We start from the raw sequence: 18,339 nt of genomic DNA, 5'->3' as shown, positions 1-18,339 counted from the left end.
AGACTGTTGCATATGGACAAGCATCTGGAACTCCGGGGCGTCAGCAAACGCTTCGGCACGGCGAACGTCCTCAGCGATGTTGACCTGACCATCGCCCGCGGGGAATTTGTATGTTTGCTCGGCCCCTCGGGTTGCGGCAAGACCACGCTGCTGCGCATCATTTCCGGCTTCGAGAGTGCCAGCAGCGGCCAGCTGCTGCTGGACGGCCAGGAGATCAGCCATGTGGCTCCGCATCTGCGCGGCTTTGGCATGGTGTTTCAGTCGCTGGCGCTGTTCCCGCACATGACGGTGGCCGAAAACATTGCCTACGGCATGAAGCTCAAGGGAGTCGCCACGGCGCAGCGCGCCAGCCGCGTGGAAGAACTGCTGCACATGGTGCAACTTCCGGCAATTGCGGATCGCCCGGTGTCGGCACTCTCCGGCGGGCAGCGCCAGCGCGTGGCCATTGCGCGTGCGCTGGCCGTTCCGCCCAAGCTGTTTTTGCTGGACGAGCCGTTGTCGGCCCTGGACGCCCAGCTGCGCGACAGCATGCAGATCGAGCTCAGGCAACTGCAGCAGCAGTTCGGCGTGACCACCATCGTGGTGACGCACGACCAGCACGAAGCCATGATGCTGTCGGATCGCCTGGTCGTGCTCAAGGGCGGGCGCGTCCAGCAATGCGATACGCCCTCGCAGGTGTACCGCAAACCGGCCAATGCGTTCGTGGCCGAGTTCCTCGGGGCCGCCAACCTGCTGCCCGGCATGGTGCGCAGCCCGGGCGTGATCGAGGTGCTGGGCAGCGCCCTGGCGCTTCCCACCAGTTTGCCGGCCGGCAGCGCCGTGACGCTGGCCGTGCGCTCCGAAGACCTCAGGTTCGAGCCGACCCATGCCGATGCACCGGCGCGGCCCAACAGCATTTCAGGGGAGATTGATTTCCTGCGCGACCTCGGTGCCAAGTCGGAACTGATCCTGCGCTGTGGCGATGAGCGCCTGCGCTGCCACGGCGGCGATGCCCAGTTTCAAAGCGCGCGCTGCGGGCAGCGTGTGAATGTGTTGATTGATGCCGAACGCTGTTCGGTGTTCGCTGCTTGAGCGGGGAGGGCGCCATGGAAAATTCTCCATCCACGATTTCCCCGGTTTTTATTGATGCCGCGAGTGTGGCCCGCCATTTACCCTGGCCGGAGCTGCTGCGGGCCCTGCACAGCGCCTTTGCCGCCACCGACCTGAGCACGCCCACGCGGGGGCATTACCACATGGAAGGCATGGGCAGCGCCAGCACACCGGTGTTGCTGTCCATGCCGGCCTGGAGCCCCGGTTTAGGGGTGGGGGTCAAGCTCGTGGCGGTCTATCCGGATAACCATACGCTGGATCTGCCATCCATTCACGGGCTTTACGTGTTGATGGAGGGCGCCAGCGGCCGTCCGCAGGCGGTGCTGGACGCTGGCGAGCTGACGGCGCGTCGCACGGCGGCGGCCTCGGCCCTGGCCAGCCGGTTTCTCTCGCGCCCCGACAGCCGCACGCTGCTGATGGTCGGGACAGGGCGGCTGTCGCAGTACCTGCCCCTGGCCCATGCCCAGGTGCGACCGATTGAGCGCGTGCTGGTGTGGGGCAGGTCGCCAGCCAAGGCGCAGGAGAGTGCGGACGCCTTGCGGGCGCAAGGCGTGAAGGCAGAACCTGTCACCGCGCTGGAAGAGGCTTGCGCCCAGGCCGACATCATCAGCTGCGCCACGCTGTCGAAAACCTCGCTGTTGCACGGTGAGTGGCTGCGTCCAGGCACGCATGTGGACCTGGTTGGCGCCTTCACGCCGCAGATGCGCGAGGCAGATGACCAAGTGTTCATACGCGCCACTTCAGTCTGGTGCGACACCACCGCGGGCGGCTTGGCGGAGGCGGGCGACTTGATCCAGGCGTTGGCGTCCGGTGCCTTGGCGCGCAACCGTATTCGGGGCGAGCTGGCTGACCTGTGCCGGGCGGGCGCACCCATTGCGCGCCGCGACACCGATATCACTGTCTTCAAATCCGTCGGAGCGGCACTGGAAGACCTTGCCGCTGCGCGGCTGTGCCTGGATCGGCTGTCGCGCGGCAGCGCGGCGCCGCAGGCGTGAGCGGCGGCAGCTGCCAGCCTCCCGATTTTTTCCAACATGAACCATTCCATGCATTCCATGACTACCAACGCAGAACATTTGGCCAGATTGCGGGCCCGTTATGCCGGCGCTTCGGGCGCCGACATGTTTGACCCGGCATTCAAGGCCGTCGCTGAACAGATCTTCAGCAGCTCGGACCGCCGCAAGTGGCCGTTTGCCGACGTCCCCACATTTCTCGATGCCCCTTACCGCGCGGATGGCCTGGCCCAGCCTGAGCCGAATCTGGCGGGCCTGGATGTGGCCTTGATCGGCGTGCCGATGGACCTGGGCGTGACCAACCGCGCCGGGGCCCGCCTGGGGCCGCGCGCCGTGCGCAATGTGGAGCGTATCGGACCTTACGAGCATGCGCTGGGCCTGGCGCCGGTGACCCGCCTGAAGATGGCCGACATGGGCGATGTGCCCATGCGCAGCCGTTTCAGCCTGGACGAATGCCATGCCGACATCGAGGCCTGCTTCAACCAGGTTGTGAAAGCGGGTGTGATTCCGCTGGCTGTGGGCGGTGACCATTCGATCACGGGCTCCATCCTGAAAGCGGTGGGACGCGACCGGCCGGTGGGCATGGTGCATATTGATGCCCACTGCGACACCGCCGGAACCTACGAGGGTTCCAAATTTCACCACGGCGGCCCCTTCCGGGAGGCCGTGCTGGCGGGCGTGCTGGATCCGCGCCGCTGCGTCCAGATCGGCATTCGGGGCGGGGCCGAGTATTTGTGGGAGTTTTCGTTTGACTCCGGCATGACCGTCATCCATGCTGAAGAGTTCTCGAAAATGGGGGTGGAAGCCGTGATCCGGCGCACCCGCGAAGTGGTGGGCGACGGCCCGACCTATGTGACGTTTGACGTGGACAGCCTGGACCCCGCGTATGCGCCGGGCACGGGCACGCCCGAGGTCGGTGGCCTGAGCCCGCGCGAAGTGCTCACCTTGCTGCGCGGCCTGGCGGGCCTGAATATCGTCGGCGGCGACGTGATGGAGGTCGCCCCACAGAATGACCCCTCCGGCAACACGGCTCTGGTGGGCGCGCAGATGTTATTCGAGATACTGTGCCTGGTTGCGTTGTCGCCGGCCATGGCGAACCGATAACCGGCGGGAATCATTCCCTCTGTTTTTTTATTTTCACCTTACAACACCTACGAGGAAGACCCCTATGTCCATCCAGCGCATTGAAACCGGCCCCCGCATGTCGCAAGCAGTCGTGCACCAGAAAACCATTTACCTGGCCGGCCAGGTAGCCGACCACGATGCCGGGCCCAGCGTCTTCACGCAGACGCAGCAAGTCCTGGCGAGCATCGACCGCCTGCTGGCCGCTGCCGGCAGCGACAAGACCCGCATACTGAGTGCGACCATCTGGCTGACCGACATGGACACCTTTGCCGACATGAACCGTGCCTGGGAGGCCTGGGTAGTGCCCGGCAGCACCCCGGCACGCGCCACCGTGCTCAGCGCCCGTCTGGCCGCAACCGAATACCGGGTGGAGATCGGCGTGATTGCGGCGCAGGCCTGATCCTTCGTCTGCACTGCCGGCGCCATGCCGGGTTGGCTCGCCCTGGCGACGGCTCCAGGGCCTCACGGCGGCGGCGCGCTGTCCGCCCATGCGTGCGGATGTGTGCAGTGACGTGCAGGTGCGCATGCGTGGTGAGCTGACGGCAGGGTGGCCCGCCCCGCCCGGGCGCTGAAACCTGCGCCCCAACCGGGGCACCTTGCTGCCGCTCTGCCCCATGCCCGGTCAACTTGACCATTGATTCGGCGCGCGGGGCCCCATCGCCCCATCGTTTGAGCAATTTCGAGGCCGCACTCGTCCTTGTCGTCCTCGTACAGGCGGCGGCGTTCAGCCGTGTCTCGGTGTCCCCCATGTCCCATCGGTACTGCCGCGGGTAAATTTTCCCCGGTATTCGGGTGATTTATGCCGAGGCCAAGTGCTTGACAAGCCTCCCCATTTATCCTAGATTACTAACCAGTCAGTCAGTAATTGCCTGGCCTGACCTCCTGCTGATTTCCTGATTCGATCTCCTGTCCCGACTCTTCATCTGAACCAGACCATGAAAAAAACCGTCTTTTCGCTGGTGAGCATTGCCGTCGTACTGGCCGCCTGTTCTCCATCCGCTCCACCTGAGGAGCCGGTACGTGCCGTGAAGGTCATGACTGTAGGGACTGATGCGTTTTCTTCCAGCCACGAGTATGCGGGGGAGGTCAGGGCCCAAGTCGAGTCCCGCCTGGGCTTCAGGGTTGGGGGCAAGATCATCAAGCGGCAGGCCGAGCTGGGCCAACGCGTCAAGGCCGGCCAGGTGCTGGCCCAACTGGACCCGCAGGATTACAAGCTGGCCGCCGATGCAGCCCGCGCCCAAGTTGCAACGGCAACGACCAACCGGGATCTCGCCGCGGCTGATTTCAAGCGCTACAAAGAGCTGAAAGACCAGAATTTCATCAGCGGCGCGGAACTGGAGCGCCGCGAAACGACCTTCAAGGCGGCCCAGGCACAACTGGAGCAGGCCCAGTCGCAGCTGGCCGTGCAGAGCAACCAGGCGGGTTATGCCGCGCTGGTGGCTGATGTCTCGGGTGTGGTGACGGCGATAGAGGCGGAGCCGGGTCAGGTGGTGGCAGCGGGGGTGCCGGTGGTGCGCATTGCGGCCGACGGCGTTCGCGACGTGGTGTTCTCGGTGCCTGAGGACAAAGTGGCCGGCATCAAGGTCGGTGCACCCGTCAGGATTCGCCTTTGGGCGCAACACACCGATTTACCCGGCAAGGTGCGTGAGGTGGCTGCGAGCAGCGATCCGGTGACGCGGACTTACCCCGTCAAGGTTTCCATCGACGCCAAGGAGCCGCCCGTCCTGGGTGCCACGGTGTCCGTGGTGCCTGAAGTGGGCGACGCCGTCGGTATGCCAGTCATCAAGCTGCCGACCACGGCCTTGCGCCAGGAAGGCAATGCCACGGCGGTGTGGGTGCTCGACAAAGGCAGCATGACCGTCAAGCCGCAGGTGATCCAGGTCGCCACCGCCGACGGCAACGATGTGGTGGTGGCGTCGGGCCTGCAGCCGGGCATGCTGGTGGTCAGCGCCGGCGTGCATGTGCTGTCGCCCGGACAGAAAGTCACTATTTACCGGCCCAGCGTGGCGGTGACGACCGCCAGTCCGGCGCAAACAGGTCCTGATTCGATAGCAAAACCTGCGACGGCTGCTTTGGCTTCCAGCGCATCAGCGTCGGTTGCGAAGTGAGGCCGGCATGACGCAGGCAGGCAACGGCACCGGCAGCCAGGCCGGCAACAACCTTGGCAACAACTTCGCCGACAGCGCTATTGACAGCGCTCTTCCTTCTCCCCGGTTCAATCTATCCCGCTGGGCGCTGGAGCATGCGGCGCTGACGCGCTACCTGCTGGTCGTGCTGATGGCGCTGGGTTTTGCATCCTATTTTCAGCTCGGGCAGGACGAAGATCCGCCGTTCACCTTCAGAGCCATGGTGGTGCGCACCTATTGGCCCGGCGCCACCGCGCAACAGGTGGCAGAGCAGGTGACTGACAAGATAGAGCGCACGCTGCAGGAAGTGCCCTACGCCGACAAGATACGCAGCTATTCGAAGCCTGGCGAGTCGCAAATCATTTTCCAGATCAAGGATTCCTCCAAACCCGGCGACGTGGCCAACGTCTGGTATTCGGTGCGCAAGAAGGTCGGCGATATGCGTGGCACCCTGCCGGGCGGTATTCAGGGCCCCTTTTTCAACGACGATTTTGGTGATGTCTATGGCGTGATTTACGCCCTGGAATCCGATGGGTTCAACTATGCTGAGCTCAAGACCTTTGCGGACGATGTGCGCCAGCGCCTGCTGCGTGTGCCGGATGTCAACAAGGTTGAACTGTTCGGCGTACAGGACGAAAAGGTTTTCATTGAAATTTCCCAGAAACGCCTGGCGCAGCTGGGGCTGGATTTCAACCAGGTGCTGTCGCAACTGGGCCAGCAAAATGCCATCGAATCGGCGGGTGCCGTGCAGACCCCGCTGGATGTGGTGCAGGTACGGGTAGCCGGCCAGTTCGAAGCGGTGGAACAGCTGCGCGCCATGCCAATTCGCGGGGCAGGTTACGGGGCGGGAACCAGTGCCGGGGGCAGCCAGCTGCGCCTGGGTGACATCGCGGAAATCAGGCGGGGCTATGTCGATCCCCCGTCCGTCAAGGTTCACCACCAGGGCAAGGAAGTGATTGCGCTGGGCGTGTCCATGGTCAAGGGCGGCGACATCATCGGGCTGGGCAAGTCGCTGGAAAAATTGTCCGAAAGCATCGCCGGCGCCTTGCCTGCCGGTATCAAGCTGGTCCATGTGCAGGATCAGCCCAAGGCAGTGTCGAGGTCTGTGAATGAATTTGTCGGGGTGTTGATCGAGGCTGTGGTAATTGTGCTGGCGGTCAGCTTCATCAGCCTGGGTCTGCATAAACGCCCGCATGAGGGGCTTGGCCGCCTGCCGCTGTGGCGGCGCTATTACATCGACATGCGGCCCGGACTGGTCGTGGGCATCACCATTCCGCTGGTGCTGGGCATGACCTTTCTGGCCATGTGGTACTACGGTATCGGCCTGCACAAGATATCACTGGGATCCCTGATTATTGCGCTGGGCCTGCTGGTGGACGACGCCATCATTGCCGTGGAAATGATGGTGCGCAAGATGGAAGAGGGCTACGACAAGGTGCGCGCCGCCACCTTTGCGTATGAAATCACCGCGATGCCCATGCTGACGGGCACGCTCATCACCGCCGTCGGGTTTTTGCCCATTGGCCTGGCCAAATCGACCACGGGTGAATACACCTTTGCAATTTTTGCGGTGACCGTGATTGCGCTCGTGCTCAGCTGGGTTGTGTCGGTGTATTTTGTCCCTTACCTGGGCACGCTGCTGCTCAGGGTGCCACCGCACGTCAAGGAGGTCGCTGCCGGCCTGGACAGCCCGCACGAGATGTTCAACAGCCCCTTCTACAACACCTTTCGCAAAACCGTGAACTGGTGCGTGCAGCATCGCTGGATCACGATCGGCGCCACGGTGTTGATCTTTGCTTTGGGCATTGTGGGCATGGGCAAGGTGCAGCAGCAGTTTTTCCCCGACTCCAGCCGCCCCGAAATCATGGTGGACATCTGGTTCCCCGAGGGCACCTCTTTTGCGGCCAATGAGTTCACCGCCAGGCGCGTCGAGCAGCGCCTGATGCGGGAAGCGGGCGTGACTTCGGTCAGCACCTGGGTGGGTTCGGGTGTGCCGCGCTTTTATTTGCCGCTGGACCAGGTGTTCCCGCAGACCAACGTGTCGCAGATGATTGTGCTGGCCAAGGACCTGAAGGTGCGCGAGACCCTGCGCATCAAGCTGCCGGCCCTGCTGGCGACCGAGTTCCCCGAGGTGCGGGGCCGCGTCAAGTTGCTGCCCAACGGACCTCCGGTGCCTTACCCGGTGCAGTTCCGGGTCGTGGGTATTGACCCGCTGGTCCTGCGTGAGCGCGCCGATGAGGTCAAAGCGGTGATGCGGGAAAGTGCGAACACGCGCGGCGTCAATGACAACTGGAACGAATCGGTCAAGGTGTTGCGCCTGGAGGTGGACCAGTCGAAAGCACGCGCGCTGGGCGTGAGCAGCCAGTCCATTGCCCAGGCCTCCCGGACCATTCTGGCGGGCACCCCGGTGGGCCAGTTCCGCGAAGGCGACAAGCTGATCGACATCGTGCTGCGCCAGCCGCTGGACGAGCGCAACGCCATCACCGACATTGCCAATGCTTACCTGCCCACGGCTTCCGGGCGTTCGATTCCGCTGACGCAAATCGCCAAGCCGGTCTTCACTTGGGAGCCGGGGGTGATGTGGCGCGAAAACCGCGATTACGCCATCACGGTGCAAAGTGACATTGTCGAAGGGCTTCAGGGTGCAACGGTGACCCAGGAGCTGATGCCCAGGCTCAAGGCGCTGGAGACCCAATGGCACGGCAGCGGCATGACGGGCTACCGCATCGAGGTAGCGGGCGCGGTGGAAGAAAGCAGCAAGGGCTCGGCGTCCATCGCTGCGGGCATTCCCGTCATGCTCTTCCTGACCTTCACGCTGCTGATGCTGCAATTGCACAGCTTCAGCCGCGCCATGCTGGTATTTTTGACCGGCCCGCTTGGCATCGCAGGGGTGGCCGGGGCGCTGATTTTATTGGGGCGGCCGTTCGGTTTTGTCGCTTTGCTCGGCGTGATCGCGCTCATGGGCATGATCCAGCGCAATTCCGTGATCCTCATCGATCAGATCGAGCAGGATCGTGCCCGGGGCGTACCCGCCTGGGATGCGATTGTCGAGTCAGCTGTGCGCCGGTTGCGGCCTATCGTGCTGACGGCCGCAGCGGCGGTGCTGGCCATGATTCCGCTGTCGCGCAGCGTGTTCTGGGGTCCCATGGCCGTGGCCATCATGGGGGGACTGGTGGTGGCGACGGTGCTGACGTTGCTGGCGTTGCCGGCCATGTATGCGGCGTGGTTTCGCGTCAAGCGCGAGCCGGAGAACCCCCTGGCAGTCCCCTGAATGGCACCGGGCGGGTCGATGCCCGTGAAATCGGGCTGCGATAACGGCTAAAATAGAGAGTTGACCGATTTCAAGCGGGGATTCGGAGGTTTTTCGGATTCCCGTTTTTATTTCAGGCGCGCGGGTGGCGAAATTGGTAGACGCACCAGGTTTAGGTCCTGACGCTGGCAACAGTGTGGGGGTTCGAGTCCCCCCCCGCGCACCATCCTTGAGGGTTTACGGGAAGCAGGTGAAGTGCTGCTTCCGGGCCTTCAGGCATTGCGGTATTGCCGCAGCATGTCAGGTGCAAGCCCTGTTTTGAATATTTTTTGATTTTAGGAAACCATCATGGCCGTGACTGTTGAAACCCTTGAAAAGCTCGAGCGCAAAATGACGCTGACGCTGCCCCTCAATACCATCCAGTCGGAAGTCGATACGCGCCTCAAGCGCCTGGCCCGCACGGTGAAGATGGACGGTTTCCGTCCCGGCAAGGTGCCCATGAATGTGGTGGCCCAGCGCTACGGCTACTCGGTGCATTACGAAGTCATGAACGACAAGGTGGGCGAAGCGTTTGCCGTGGCTGCCAACGAAGCCAAGCTGCGTGTTGCGGGCCAGCCGCGCATCAGCGAAAAAGAAGGCGCCCCCGAAGGCGAACTGGTATTTGACGCCGTATTCGAGGTCTATCCCGACGTCAAGATTGCCGACCTGACCCAGGCGGAAGTCGAAAAGGTCAGCGCTGAAGTGAGCGATGCGGCTATCGACAAGACCGTGGACATCCTGCGCAAGCAGCGCCGCACCTTTGCCCAGCGCGCAGCCGATGCGCCGGCCCAGGATGGCGATCGCGCCACCATCGACTTTGAAGGCAAGATCGACGGCGAAACCTTTGCCGGCGGCAAGGCCGAAGATTTCCAGTTCCTGGTCGGTGAAGGCCAGATGCTCAAGGAGTTTGAAGATGCCGTGCGCGGCATGAAAAGCGGCGAGAGCAAGACTTTCCCGCTGAACTTCCCGGCTGACTACCACGGCAAGGATGTTGCCGGCAAGCAGGCTGACTTTCTGGTGACTGTCAAGAAAATCGAAGCAGCTCACCTGCCTGAGGTCAACGAGGCACTGGCCAAGTCGCTGGGCATCGCGGATGGGACTGTGGAAGCCCTGCGCGCCGACATCAAGAAAAACCTCGAGCGTGAAGTCAAGTTCCGCTTGCTGGCCCGCAACAAAAACGCCGTGATGGACGCGCTGGTGGCCAATGCCGAACTCGAGCTGCCAAAGTCCAGCGTGCAGGCCGAAGTCGACCGCATGATCGAAGGCGCGCGCGCCGACCTGAAGCAGCGCGGCATCAAGGATGCTGACAAGGCGCCGATTCCTGACGACGTCTTCCGCCCCCAGGCTGAAAAACGCGTGCGCCTGGGCCTGGTGGTGGCCGAACTGGTTCGCGCCAACAGCCTGCAGGCCAAACCCGAGCAACTCAAGGCCCACATTGAAGAGTTGGCTGCCAGCTATGAAAAACCCCAGGATGTGGTGCGCTGGTACCTTGGCGACAACCGCCGCATGGCTGAAGTGGAAGCCGTTGTCATTGAAAACAACGTGACGGAGTTTGTCCTTGGGAAAGCCAAGGTCAATGAAAAAGCCATTTCGTTCGACGACCTGATGGGTCAGAACTGATAAGGCGAAATTTCTCCTGAAGCTGGGGCTTGTGCCTGACTTGAAGTTGGGGGCACAGGCCCCAATTTATTTTAGGTACAGTACAAACATCTCTGGAGAAAACATGATGGTCCCAAACAGCATTTATGGCGGCGCCTATGGTGGCCCGCAAGCCGGCGCGCAGGATGTGCAAGGCCTGGGCATGGTGCCCATGGTGATTGAGCAGTCCGGGCGTGGCGAGCGTTCGTACGATATTTACTCCCGCCTGCTCAAGGAGCGCGTCATTTTCCTGGTTGGTCCGGTCAATGACCAGACCGCCAACCTTGTGGTGGCGCAGCTGCTGTTCCTAGAAAGCGAAAATCCTGACAAGGACATTTCCTTCTACATCAACTCCCCGGGTGGTTCGGTGACGGCGGGCATGGCCATTTACGACACCATGCAGTTCATCAAGCCGGATGTCTCGACGCTCTGCGTGGGCATGGCCGCCAGCATGGGGGCATTTCTCCTGTCGGCGGGTGCCAAGGGCAAGCGCTTTTCGCTGCCCAATTCGCGTGTGATGATTCACCAGCCCTCGGGCGGTGCGCAGGGCCAGGCGACCGACATTGAAATCCACGCCCGTGACATTCTGAAAACGCGCGACCAGCTCAATCGCATCCTGGCGGACAACACCGGCCAGCCGATCGAGAAAATTGAACGCGACACCGAGCGCGACTATTTCCTGTTTGCGGAAGACGCCAAGGCGTACGGCCTGGTTGACCAGGTGATCTCCAAGCGCCCCTGAATCCGGAAAGCTTCAGGCTGCCCTGCAGCAACGGCGTTTTCTGTAACTGAAAACGCCGTTTTTTATTGGTTATCATTAGGTAACACTTCCTCCAACTCCTCTAGCTCCTCTAGCCATCCTTAAAGGCAACCCACCAATGGCCGAGAAAAAAGGCTCCTCCGGCGAAAAGACTCTTTACTGCTCTTTCTGCGGCAAGAGTCAGCACGAAGTTAAGAAACTGATCGCTGGTCCCTCGGTCTTTATCTGTGACGAGTGCATCGATCTTTGCAACGAGATCATCCGTGACGAATTGCCTGCCGGCGAAGATGTCCACGAGACGCGCAGCGATTTGCCGACACCGGCAGAAATCAAGGCGACACTGGACGGCTATGTGATTGGCCAGGAGCCCGCCAAGCGTACGCTGGCTGTGGCTGTCTACAACCACTACAAACGCCTGCGCCACAAGGACAAGGCCAAAAAAGACGATGTGGAGCTGACCAAGAGCAATATTTTGCTGATCGGGCCCACAGGTTCAGGCAAGACCCTGCTGGCCCAAACGCTGGCACGTACGCTCAACGTTCCTTTCGTCATGGCCGATGCCACCACGCTGACGGAAGCGGGCTATGTCGGTGAAGACGTTGAAAACATCATCCAGAAATTGCTGCAGAGCTGCAATTACGAGGTTGAGCGCGCCCAGCAGGGCATCGTCTACATCGACGAAATCGACAAGATATCGCGCAAATCCGACAACCCTTCCATTACCCGTGACGTGTCGGGCGAGGGGGTGCAACAGGCTTTGCTCAAGCTGATTGAAGGCACCATGGCATCGGTGCCACCACAGGGCGGGCGCAAGCATCCCAACCAGGACTTCCTGCAGGTCGACACGACCAATATCCTGTTTATCTGTGGGGGTGCGTTCTCCGGCCTGGAAAAGGTCATCGAAAACCGCACCGAAGCCTCGGGCATTGGCTTTGGCGCCTCCGTGAAAAGCAAAAAGGCCCGTTCGCTGACGGAGTCGTTCAAGGAGGTCGAGCCGGAAGACCTGATCAAGTTCGGCCTGATTCCCGAACTGGTGGGCCGCATGCCGGTCGTGGCGACTCTGGCGGAACTCACTGAAGATGCCCTCGTGCAGATCCTGACCGAACCGAAAAATGCGGTGGTCAAGCAGTTCAGCAAGCTGCTTTCCATGGAAGGGGTGGACCTGGAAATCCGGCCTTCCGCGCTCAAGGCCATCGCCCGCAAGGCCCTGGCCCGCAAGACGGGCGCACGGGGCCTGCGCTCCATCCTTGAACAGTCACTGATTGACACGATGTTTGACTTGCCCAATGCCAGCAATGTCGACAAGGTTGTGGTGGACGAGTCCACAATCGAGGAAAACAAGGCACCCTTGCTCGTGTACCGCGAAACTGCCAAGAAAGCCTGATCCGGAAAGGGGCGGGTGCAAGGCTTGAAAAGCAATTCTTGCGCCCCACTTCTGGGTTGACTACGCTACTCCTGGCCATGAAACTGGTCGCCACGGCTTACGTTTAAGGTTTTATATGTCCGGACAAACTTCATTGCCTTCCACACCCATCGATTTGCCACTTCTGCCTCTGCGGGACGTGGTGGTCTTTCCCCACATGGTCATTCCGCTGTTTGTGGGTCGGCCCAAGAGCATCAAGGCGCTTGAATCGGCCATGGAAGCTGAACGCCGCATCATGCTGGTGGCCCAAAAGGCCGCAGCCAAGGATGAGCCCTCGGTTGAGGACATGTTCGAGGTGGGCTGTGTGGCCACGATCCTGCAGTTGCTCAAGCTGCCAGATGGCACTGTCAAGGTCCTGGTAGAGGGGCAGCAGCGCGCCAAGGTCAATAAGATCGAGGAAGGCGAACAGCACTTCACGGCCAATATCACCCCTGTTGAGCCCACCGTGGTGGTGGTAGGCGACAAGGGCAGCGAGATTGAAGCCTTGCGCCGCGCCGTGATGCAGCAGTTTGATCATTACGTCAAACTCAACAAGAAAATTCCGCCGGAAATCCTCACCTCGATTTCCAGCATCGACGATGCGGGTCGGCTGGCCGATACGATCGCCGCTCACCTGCCGCTCAAACTCGATGCCAAGCAGGTCATTCTGGATCTCGACAACGTCAAGTCCCGGCTCGAAAACCTTTACGAGCAGCTTGAGCGCGAGGTGGACATCCTCAATGTGGACAAAAAAATCCGTGGCCGTGTCAAGCGCCAGATGGAAAAGAACCAGCGGGATTTTTACCTCAATGAGCAGGTGAAAGCCATCCAGAAAGAACTGGGTGAGGGTGAAGAGGGCGCGGACATCGAAGAGATCGAGAAGAAGATCAAGTCGGCCAAGATGCCGCAGGATGCGCGCAAAAAAGCCGAAAGCGAACTCAAAAAACTCAAGCTGATGTCTCCCATGTCGGCTGAAGCGACGGTGGTGCGCACCTACATCGATGTACTGACCGGCTTGCCGTGGAGCAAAAAGACCAAGATCAAACACGATCTGGTCAACGCCGAGAATGTGCTCAATGAAGACCACTATGGCCTTGAAAAAGTCAAGGACCGCATTGTGGAATACCTCGCGGTGCAGCAGCGGGTTGACAAGCTCAAGGCCCCGATTCTTTGCCTGGTGGGCCCTCCTGGCGTGGGCAAGACTTCTCTGGGCCAGTCGATCGCCAAAGCGACGGGGCGCAAATACGTACGCATGGCTCTGGGCGGCATGCGTGATGAGGCGGAGATTCGTGGCCACCGCCGTACCTATATTGGCGCCTTGCCCGGCAAGGTGCTGCAAAGCCTGACCAAGGCGGGTACCCGCAATCCCCTGTTTCTGCTGGATGAGATCGACAAGCTGGGCACCGACTTTCGCGGTGATCCGTCGAGCGCCTTGCTGGAGGTGCTCGATCCCGAACAAAACCACACTTTCGGTGATCATTACGTCGAGGTCGATTTCGACCTGAGCGACGTGATGTTTGTGGCAACGTCGAACTCGATGAATATTCCTCCGGCCCTGCTGGACCGCATGGAAGTGATCCGGCTTGCGGGCTACACGGAAGACGAGAAAACCAGCATTGCAATGCGCTATCTGCTGCCCAAGCAGCTCAAGAACAATGGCGTCAAGGAAGGCGAGCTGGAAGTGCAGGAGCAGGCCATACGCGACATCGTGCGTTACTACACGCGGGAGGCCGGTGTGCGTTCGCTGGAGCGGGAGCTCTCCAAAATCTGCCGCAAGGTGGTCAAGGGCATTCAGCTCAAGAAAATGGTGGCCAAAGTAGTGGTCGGACCGGATAACCTGAACGACTTCCTGGGCGTGCGCAAATTCGACTATGGCCGTGCCGAACAGCAGAATCAGGTCGGCCAGGTGGTTGGCCTGGCCTGGACGGAAGTCGGTGGCGATTTGCTGACGATTGAGGCGGCCCTCATGCCCGGCAAAGGCGTGATCACGCGTACTGGCTTGTTGGGCGACGTGATGAAGGAATCGGTGGAGGCCGCGCGTACGGTGGTTCGCAGCCGCTCCAGGGTGCTGGGTATCAAAGATGAGATGTTTGAGAAGCGGGACATCCATATTCACGTGCCGGACGGTGCGACGCCCAAGGACGGGCCGAGTGCCGGAGCTGCCATGACAACCGCCTTTGTGTCGGCCCTCACAGGTATTCCGGTGCGCGGCGATGTCGCGATGACGGGTGAGATCACTTTGCGTGGTGAGGTGACCGCCATTGGCGGCCTGAAAGAAAAGTTGCTTGCCGCCTTGCGCGGTGGCATCAAGACGGTATTGATCCCGGAGGAAAATGCCAAGGATCTGCAGGAAATTCCGGACAATGTAAAAAGCGGCCTGAACATCGTGCCCGTGAAGTGGATAGACCAGGTGCTGCAGGTTGCACTGGAGCGTCAGCCCATTCCGCTGAGTGATGAAGAAGTCGCTGTTGCCGCTGCGGCTGCTGTCGCTACACCTGCCGAAGTTGCAGGCACAGTGAAGCATTGAAGCAAAACAGAAGCAAACTTTTTTCGATTTATTGAAAAGCCTGAAAAGTTACGCTATAATTTGAGGCTGTTATCGCGGGAGTAGCTCAGTTGGTAGAGCGCAACCTTGCCAAGGTTGAGGTCGAGAGTTCGAGACTCTTCTCCCGCTCCAATTCAAAAGGGCAGCACTTTAAAAATGCTGTCCTTTTTCTTTGGGACATTCGGTAATCGATAGTCGGTAAAGCTTCCGGGCTTTGGCGATTGAGTGAATCAGATAGAAACACGGCGCGGTAACAAAGCGGTTATGTACCGGATTGCAAATCCGAGTAGGTCGGTTCGACTCCGGCCCGCGCCTCCATCCAGTCATCAACATTGAGCCCCGTCACGGGGCTTTTTTGTTTGACAATACAGAACTGCGACGATACGTTTCGGCCTGAGTGGTGAAATAGGTAGACACAGCGGACTTAAAATCCGCCGCTTCCCTAACAGGGGCGTACCGGTTCGATTCCGGTCTCAGGCACCACCATCGGGCCAACCACCCATGTGCCGGTTGCGCCCCCGAAAACTGGGTAAGATTAAATCCATGGCCCGCTACAACACACCATTTGAAATTCACGTTCACGGCGAAGTACCTTTGCGCGCGGACGTCACCTTTGAGCAGCTGCAGGAGGCCCTCAAGCCCTTGTGGAAGTACGCGGGCTCAAAGTCCCTGGCGGCGGGCGCTGCAAGTGCCTACGAGGAGGAGCCCGGCATACAGTTTGATGTTCACAAGCACCTGCTCCAGATGTGCTGGACCGTGCCCGGTGACGAGGATTTTCGCCAGGCGCTCGACGAAATGTGCATGGGGTTGAACGATCTTGCCGAGATGGGGGCGCCCATTGAAGTGACTTTTTACGACTCTGACTTCGACGAAGAAGAGGGCGCCGAGGATGACGAGGCGCGTGATGACTTTGCCATGTACTTTGTGGGCCCCACGCCGGCCGCCATCATGCAGGTACAGCGCGATTTGCTCGTGCAGGACATGATAGGCCTCATGGAGCGGCATTTCGACGCCTCGGAGTTGGGCGAGGTCGTGGCGGCGGTTGATAAATTATTCGAGCAGCGCTTCGATGCGCTGGTCAATTCCATGCAGCTCGGCAAGCCACCGCGCGGGCTTGGCGGGCCGCAGGGTGGGTCGGGCCACGGGGGCGGCGGGCGCAAGCCCAGGCATTTGCACTAATTTGCACTAGGAAGGCGTTGGCGCAGTCCCTGCTGGTGTGGCGGGGGATGGTCCACCGTTAAAGCCGAGCCCGCCAAGGTAGACGTTCATGACGCTCTGGCCTACCTCGAGAAGGTCAAAAGCCTCCGGGTCCAGCAGCCAGTTTTGTATCAGGCCGTCTATCAGGGCGTGAAACCCCTGTGCGGCAACAGAAGCGGGCATCGAAAGCTTCAATGCCGTCTGGCGGGAGGCGAGGTCAATGCTCTGTTCACAACGGTTCAAGAACCCGTTGCGCACCGCCAGATGCCGAAGGCGGACGGCTTGAAGCTCCTCTACATATTCCACCTTTTGTGTCGCCACTTCAAAAACCCGACGGGTCTGTGTGTCGTTAACGATCTGCTTGAGAGCGTTGACGGTGGCGCGCCGGATGCGGTCAAGCGCGTTGGCGCTGGTGTCAGCGGCTTCTTGCTGATCAGCCCCCTCCTGGTCGAAAGATTCTTCCATGGGCAGCGTCACCCGCTCCATCATGGCGTTGAAGAGGTCGGCCTTGTCCTTGAAGTGCCAGTAGATGGCTCCGCGCGTGGCGCCGGCGCGCCGGGCGATGTCCTGCAGGCTGGTGCGCGACACGCCCTGCGCCTGAAACAGGTGTTCGGCGGCATCAAGCAGCTTGTGGCGAGTCGCCAGTGCCTCTTCTTTGGTTCGGCGGGCCAATGGGTGTCTCCTGAAATCAATTTTCGGGGTGTCTATATACATTCATAAATGTATGTAAACTATAACACTCGTAAAAACCCTTACCCTTTCCCTTTTCGGTGAATGTGCTTGCGTATGCTCTGCACTATTCGCCGACGCTGCGCCACTTTCGCGCTTTTTCCAACATCCGAGGAACAGCATGCCTACGTCCCGCGTTGCCCAGTCTTCCCAGTCTTATTTCCTGCCCTCGTCGTTTATGGGGCTTCAGCCGTTGGCGCTAATTGCTGCGGTCTCAGTTTTTTTGGCCGGTTGCGGCAATGGGGGAACCGCGCAAGGCGGGGCCACCCCACCTCCCGCGCAGGTGGGTGTGGTGACGGTAACCCAGGGCGATGTGGGCCTGGTGACCGAGTTGCCCGGGCGTCTTGAAGCCTCGCGCGTCGCGCAGGTCCGGGCGCGGGCGGCCGGCATTTTGCAAAAGCGGCTGTTTCGGGAAGGCAGTGACGTCAAGGCCGGTCAGCCGCTGTTCAGCATTGACCCAGCGCCCTACGCTGCGGCAACTGCCAGTGCCAAAGCCGGCCAGGCGCGCGCTGAAGCCAATCTGGCGCAGGCGAGCGCCCTGGCCGAGCGCTACAAGCCGCTGGTTGAAGCCAATGCGATCAGCAAGCAGGAATACGCCAACGCCGTGGCGGCGCAAAAACAGGCCGAAGCCGATGTGGCGGTAGGCAAGGCCAATGTGCAGACGGCCGGCATCAATCTGGGCTATGCATCGGTGACGGCTCCTATCTCGGGCCGCATAGGCCGCGCGCTGGTCACTGAAGGCGCGCTGGTCGGGCAGGGCGACGCCACCCAACTCGCCGTGATCCAGCAGATCAACCCCGTGTACGTCAACTTCACGCAATCCGCCTCCGAGGTCATGAAGCTGCGTGCGGCCATGGAAAGCGGCCAGTTCAAGCGCGCCAGCGGGGAAGATGCGGCCAGCGTGCGCATTGTGCTGGAAGATGGCACCGAATACCCGCGTCCCGGCCGCTTGCTGTTTTCAGACCTGACCGTCGATGCCACCACGGGCCAGGTGACCTTGCGCGCGGAGGTTCCCAATCCGGGCGGCCAGCTGCTGCCGGGTCTGTATGTGCGGGTGCGCCTGGAGCAGGCGCAAGCGACCAATGCCGTCACCTTGCCGCAGCAGGCCGTGACGCGTACGGCGCAGGGTGACAGCGTCATGGTGGTGGATGCCACTGGAAAAGTCGCATCGCGCCCGGTCAAGATTGGCTCCGCCAAGGGCTCGCAATGGGTGGTGCTTGACGGGCTGAAAACAGGTGAACAGGTCATGGTGGATGGTTTCCAGAAACTGCAGCCCGGCGCATTGGTCAAGCCTGTGCCGTGGCAGCCGCCGGGTGCCAATCCGGCTGGCGCGGCTTCTGCTCCGGCTGCTGCGGCATCGTCGGCGGGCGCTGCCCAACCGGCGGCATCGGCTGCATCCGCAGCCGCGACAAAATAAGGAGCCCGGCAC

At 61.0% G+C, this 18,339-nt stretch carries 13 protein-coding genes and 4 tRNA genes; 16 read left to right on the top strand and 1 reads right to left on the bottom strand.

The genetic code is table 11. The features are described from left to right. Nucleotides 1-12: 12 nt before the first annotated feature. The 15 genes from AC1DS5_RS04615 to AC1DS5_RS04545 all read left to right on the top strand — a co-directional run bounded on the left by AC1DS5_RS04615 (nt 13) and on the right by AC1DS5_RS04545 (nt 16,163). Nucleotides 13-1,071: an ABC transporter ATP-binding protein gene (locus AC1DS5_RS04615; RefSeq protein WP_477717070.1), complete on the top strand. Its 1,059-nt coding sequence runs from the start codon at nt 13-15 to the stop codon at nt 1,069-1,071. A 14-nt stretch (nt 1,072-1,085) separates the two neighbouring features. Beyond that, the gene (gene lhpI / locus AC1DS5_RS04610; RefSeq protein WP_477717069.1) at nt 1,086-2,084 is read left to right on the top strand and encodes a bifunctional Delta(1)-pyrroline-2-carboxylate/Delta(1)-piperideine-2-carboxylate reductase; all 999 of its coding nucleotides are present in this window, start codon (nt 1,086-1,088) and stop codon (nt 2,082-2,084) included. Nucleotides 2,085-2,141: 57 nt separating this feature from the next. Beyond that, entirely contained in the window at nt 2,142-3,203 is a 1,062-nt protein-coding gene (speB, locus tag AC1DS5_RS04605; RefSeq protein WP_477717226.1) for an agmatinase, read from the top strand. A gap of 64 nt (nt 3,204-3,267) precedes the next feature. After that, complete coding sequence (locus tag AC1DS5_RS04600; RefSeq protein WP_477717068.1) at nt 3,268-3,624, top strand: RidA family protein; 357 nt, start codon at nt 3,268-3,270, stop codon at nt 3,622-3,624. Nucleotides 3,625-4,159: 535 nt separating this feature from the next. Next, nucleotides 4,160-5,332, top strand: a complete 1,173-nt coding sequence (locus AC1DS5_RS04595) for an efflux RND transporter periplasmic adaptor subunit (RefSeq protein WP_477717067.1) — start codon at nt 4,160-4,162, stop codon at nt 5,330-5,332. 7 nt (nt 5,333-5,339) lie between these two features. Further along, nucleotides 5,340-8,621, top strand: a complete 3,282-nt coding sequence (locus AC1DS5_RS04590; protein ID WP_477717066.1) for an efflux RND transporter permease subunit — start codon at nt 5,340-5,342, stop codon at nt 8,619-8,621. 118 nt (nt 8,622-8,739) lie between these two features. Beyond that, a tRNA-Leu gene (locus tag AC1DS5_RS04585) sits at nt 8,740-8,826 on the top strand. A 122-nt stretch (nt 8,827-8,948) separates the two neighbouring features. After that, a complete protein-coding gene (tig, locus tag AC1DS5_RS04580; RefSeq protein WP_477717065.1) occupies nt 8,949-10,259 on the top strand; it encodes a trigger factor in 1,311 nt (436 codons plus the stop codon). Nucleotides 10,260-10,362: 103 nt separating this feature from the next. Then, complete coding sequence (gene clpP / locus AC1DS5_RS04575; RefSeq protein WP_477717064.1) at nt 10,363-11,019, top strand: ATP-dependent Clp endopeptidase proteolytic subunit ClpP; 657 nt, start codon at nt 10,363-10,365, stop codon at nt 11,017-11,019. A 136-nt stretch (nt 11,020-11,155) separates the two neighbouring features. Then, on the top strand, nt 11,156-12,421 hold the full coding sequence (clpX, locus tag AC1DS5_RS04570) for an ATP-dependent Clp protease ATP-binding subunit ClpX (RefSeq protein ID WP_477717063.1): 1,266 nt from the start codon (nt 11,156-11,158) through the stop codon (nt 12,419-12,421). 115 nt (nt 12,422-12,536) lie between these two features. Continuing rightward, a complete protein-coding gene (lon, locus tag AC1DS5_RS04565; protein ID WP_477717062.1) occupies nt 12,537-14,966 on the top strand; it encodes an endopeptidase La in 2,430 nt (809 codons plus the stop codon). A 74-nt stretch (nt 14,967-15,040) separates the two neighbouring features. Continuing rightward, nucleotides 15,041-15,116 (top strand) — tRNA-Gly (locus AC1DS5_RS04560). A 112-nt stretch (nt 15,117-15,228) separates the two neighbouring features. After that, nucleotides 15,229-15,302, top strand: a tRNA-Cys gene (locus AC1DS5_RS04555). 73 nt (nt 15,303-15,375) lie between these two features. After that, a tRNA-Leu gene (locus tag AC1DS5_RS04550) sits at nt 15,376-15,467 on the top strand. 60 nt (nt 15,468-15,527) lie between these two features. After that, a complete protein-coding gene (locus tag AC1DS5_RS04545; RefSeq protein ID WP_477717061.1) occupies nt 15,528-16,163 on the top strand; it encodes a DUF6806 family protein in 636 nt (211 codons plus the stop codon). 6 nt (nt 16,164-16,169) lie between these two features. On the opposite strand, the gene AC1DS5_RS04540 is transcribed toward AC1DS5_RS04545, so the two are convergent. Beyond that, nucleotides 16,170-16,853 (bottom strand): TetR family transcriptional regulator, encoded by a 684-nt coding sequence (locus tag AC1DS5_RS04540; RefSeq protein WP_477717060.1) that lies wholly within the window; start codon nt 16,851-16,853, stop codon nt 16,170-16,172. A 178-nt stretch (nt 16,854-17,031) separates the two neighbouring features. Here AC1DS5_RS04540 and AC1DS5_RS04535 point away from each other — a divergent pair, with 178 nt between their 5' ends. Continuing rightward, the gene (locus AC1DS5_RS04535; protein ID WP_477717059.1) at nt 17,032-18,327 is read left to right on the top strand and encodes an efflux RND transporter periplasmic adaptor subunit; all 1,296 of its coding nucleotides are present in this window, start codon (nt 17,032-17,034) and stop codon (nt 18,325-18,327) included. Nucleotides 18,328-18,339: the final 12 nt, after the last annotated feature.

It is taken from the genome of Polaromonas sp. P4_H1 (assembly GCF_056400945.1).
The sequence above is the reverse complement of the archived record's forward strand: the minus strand, read 5'-3'. Positions and strand labels throughout refer to the sequence as shown.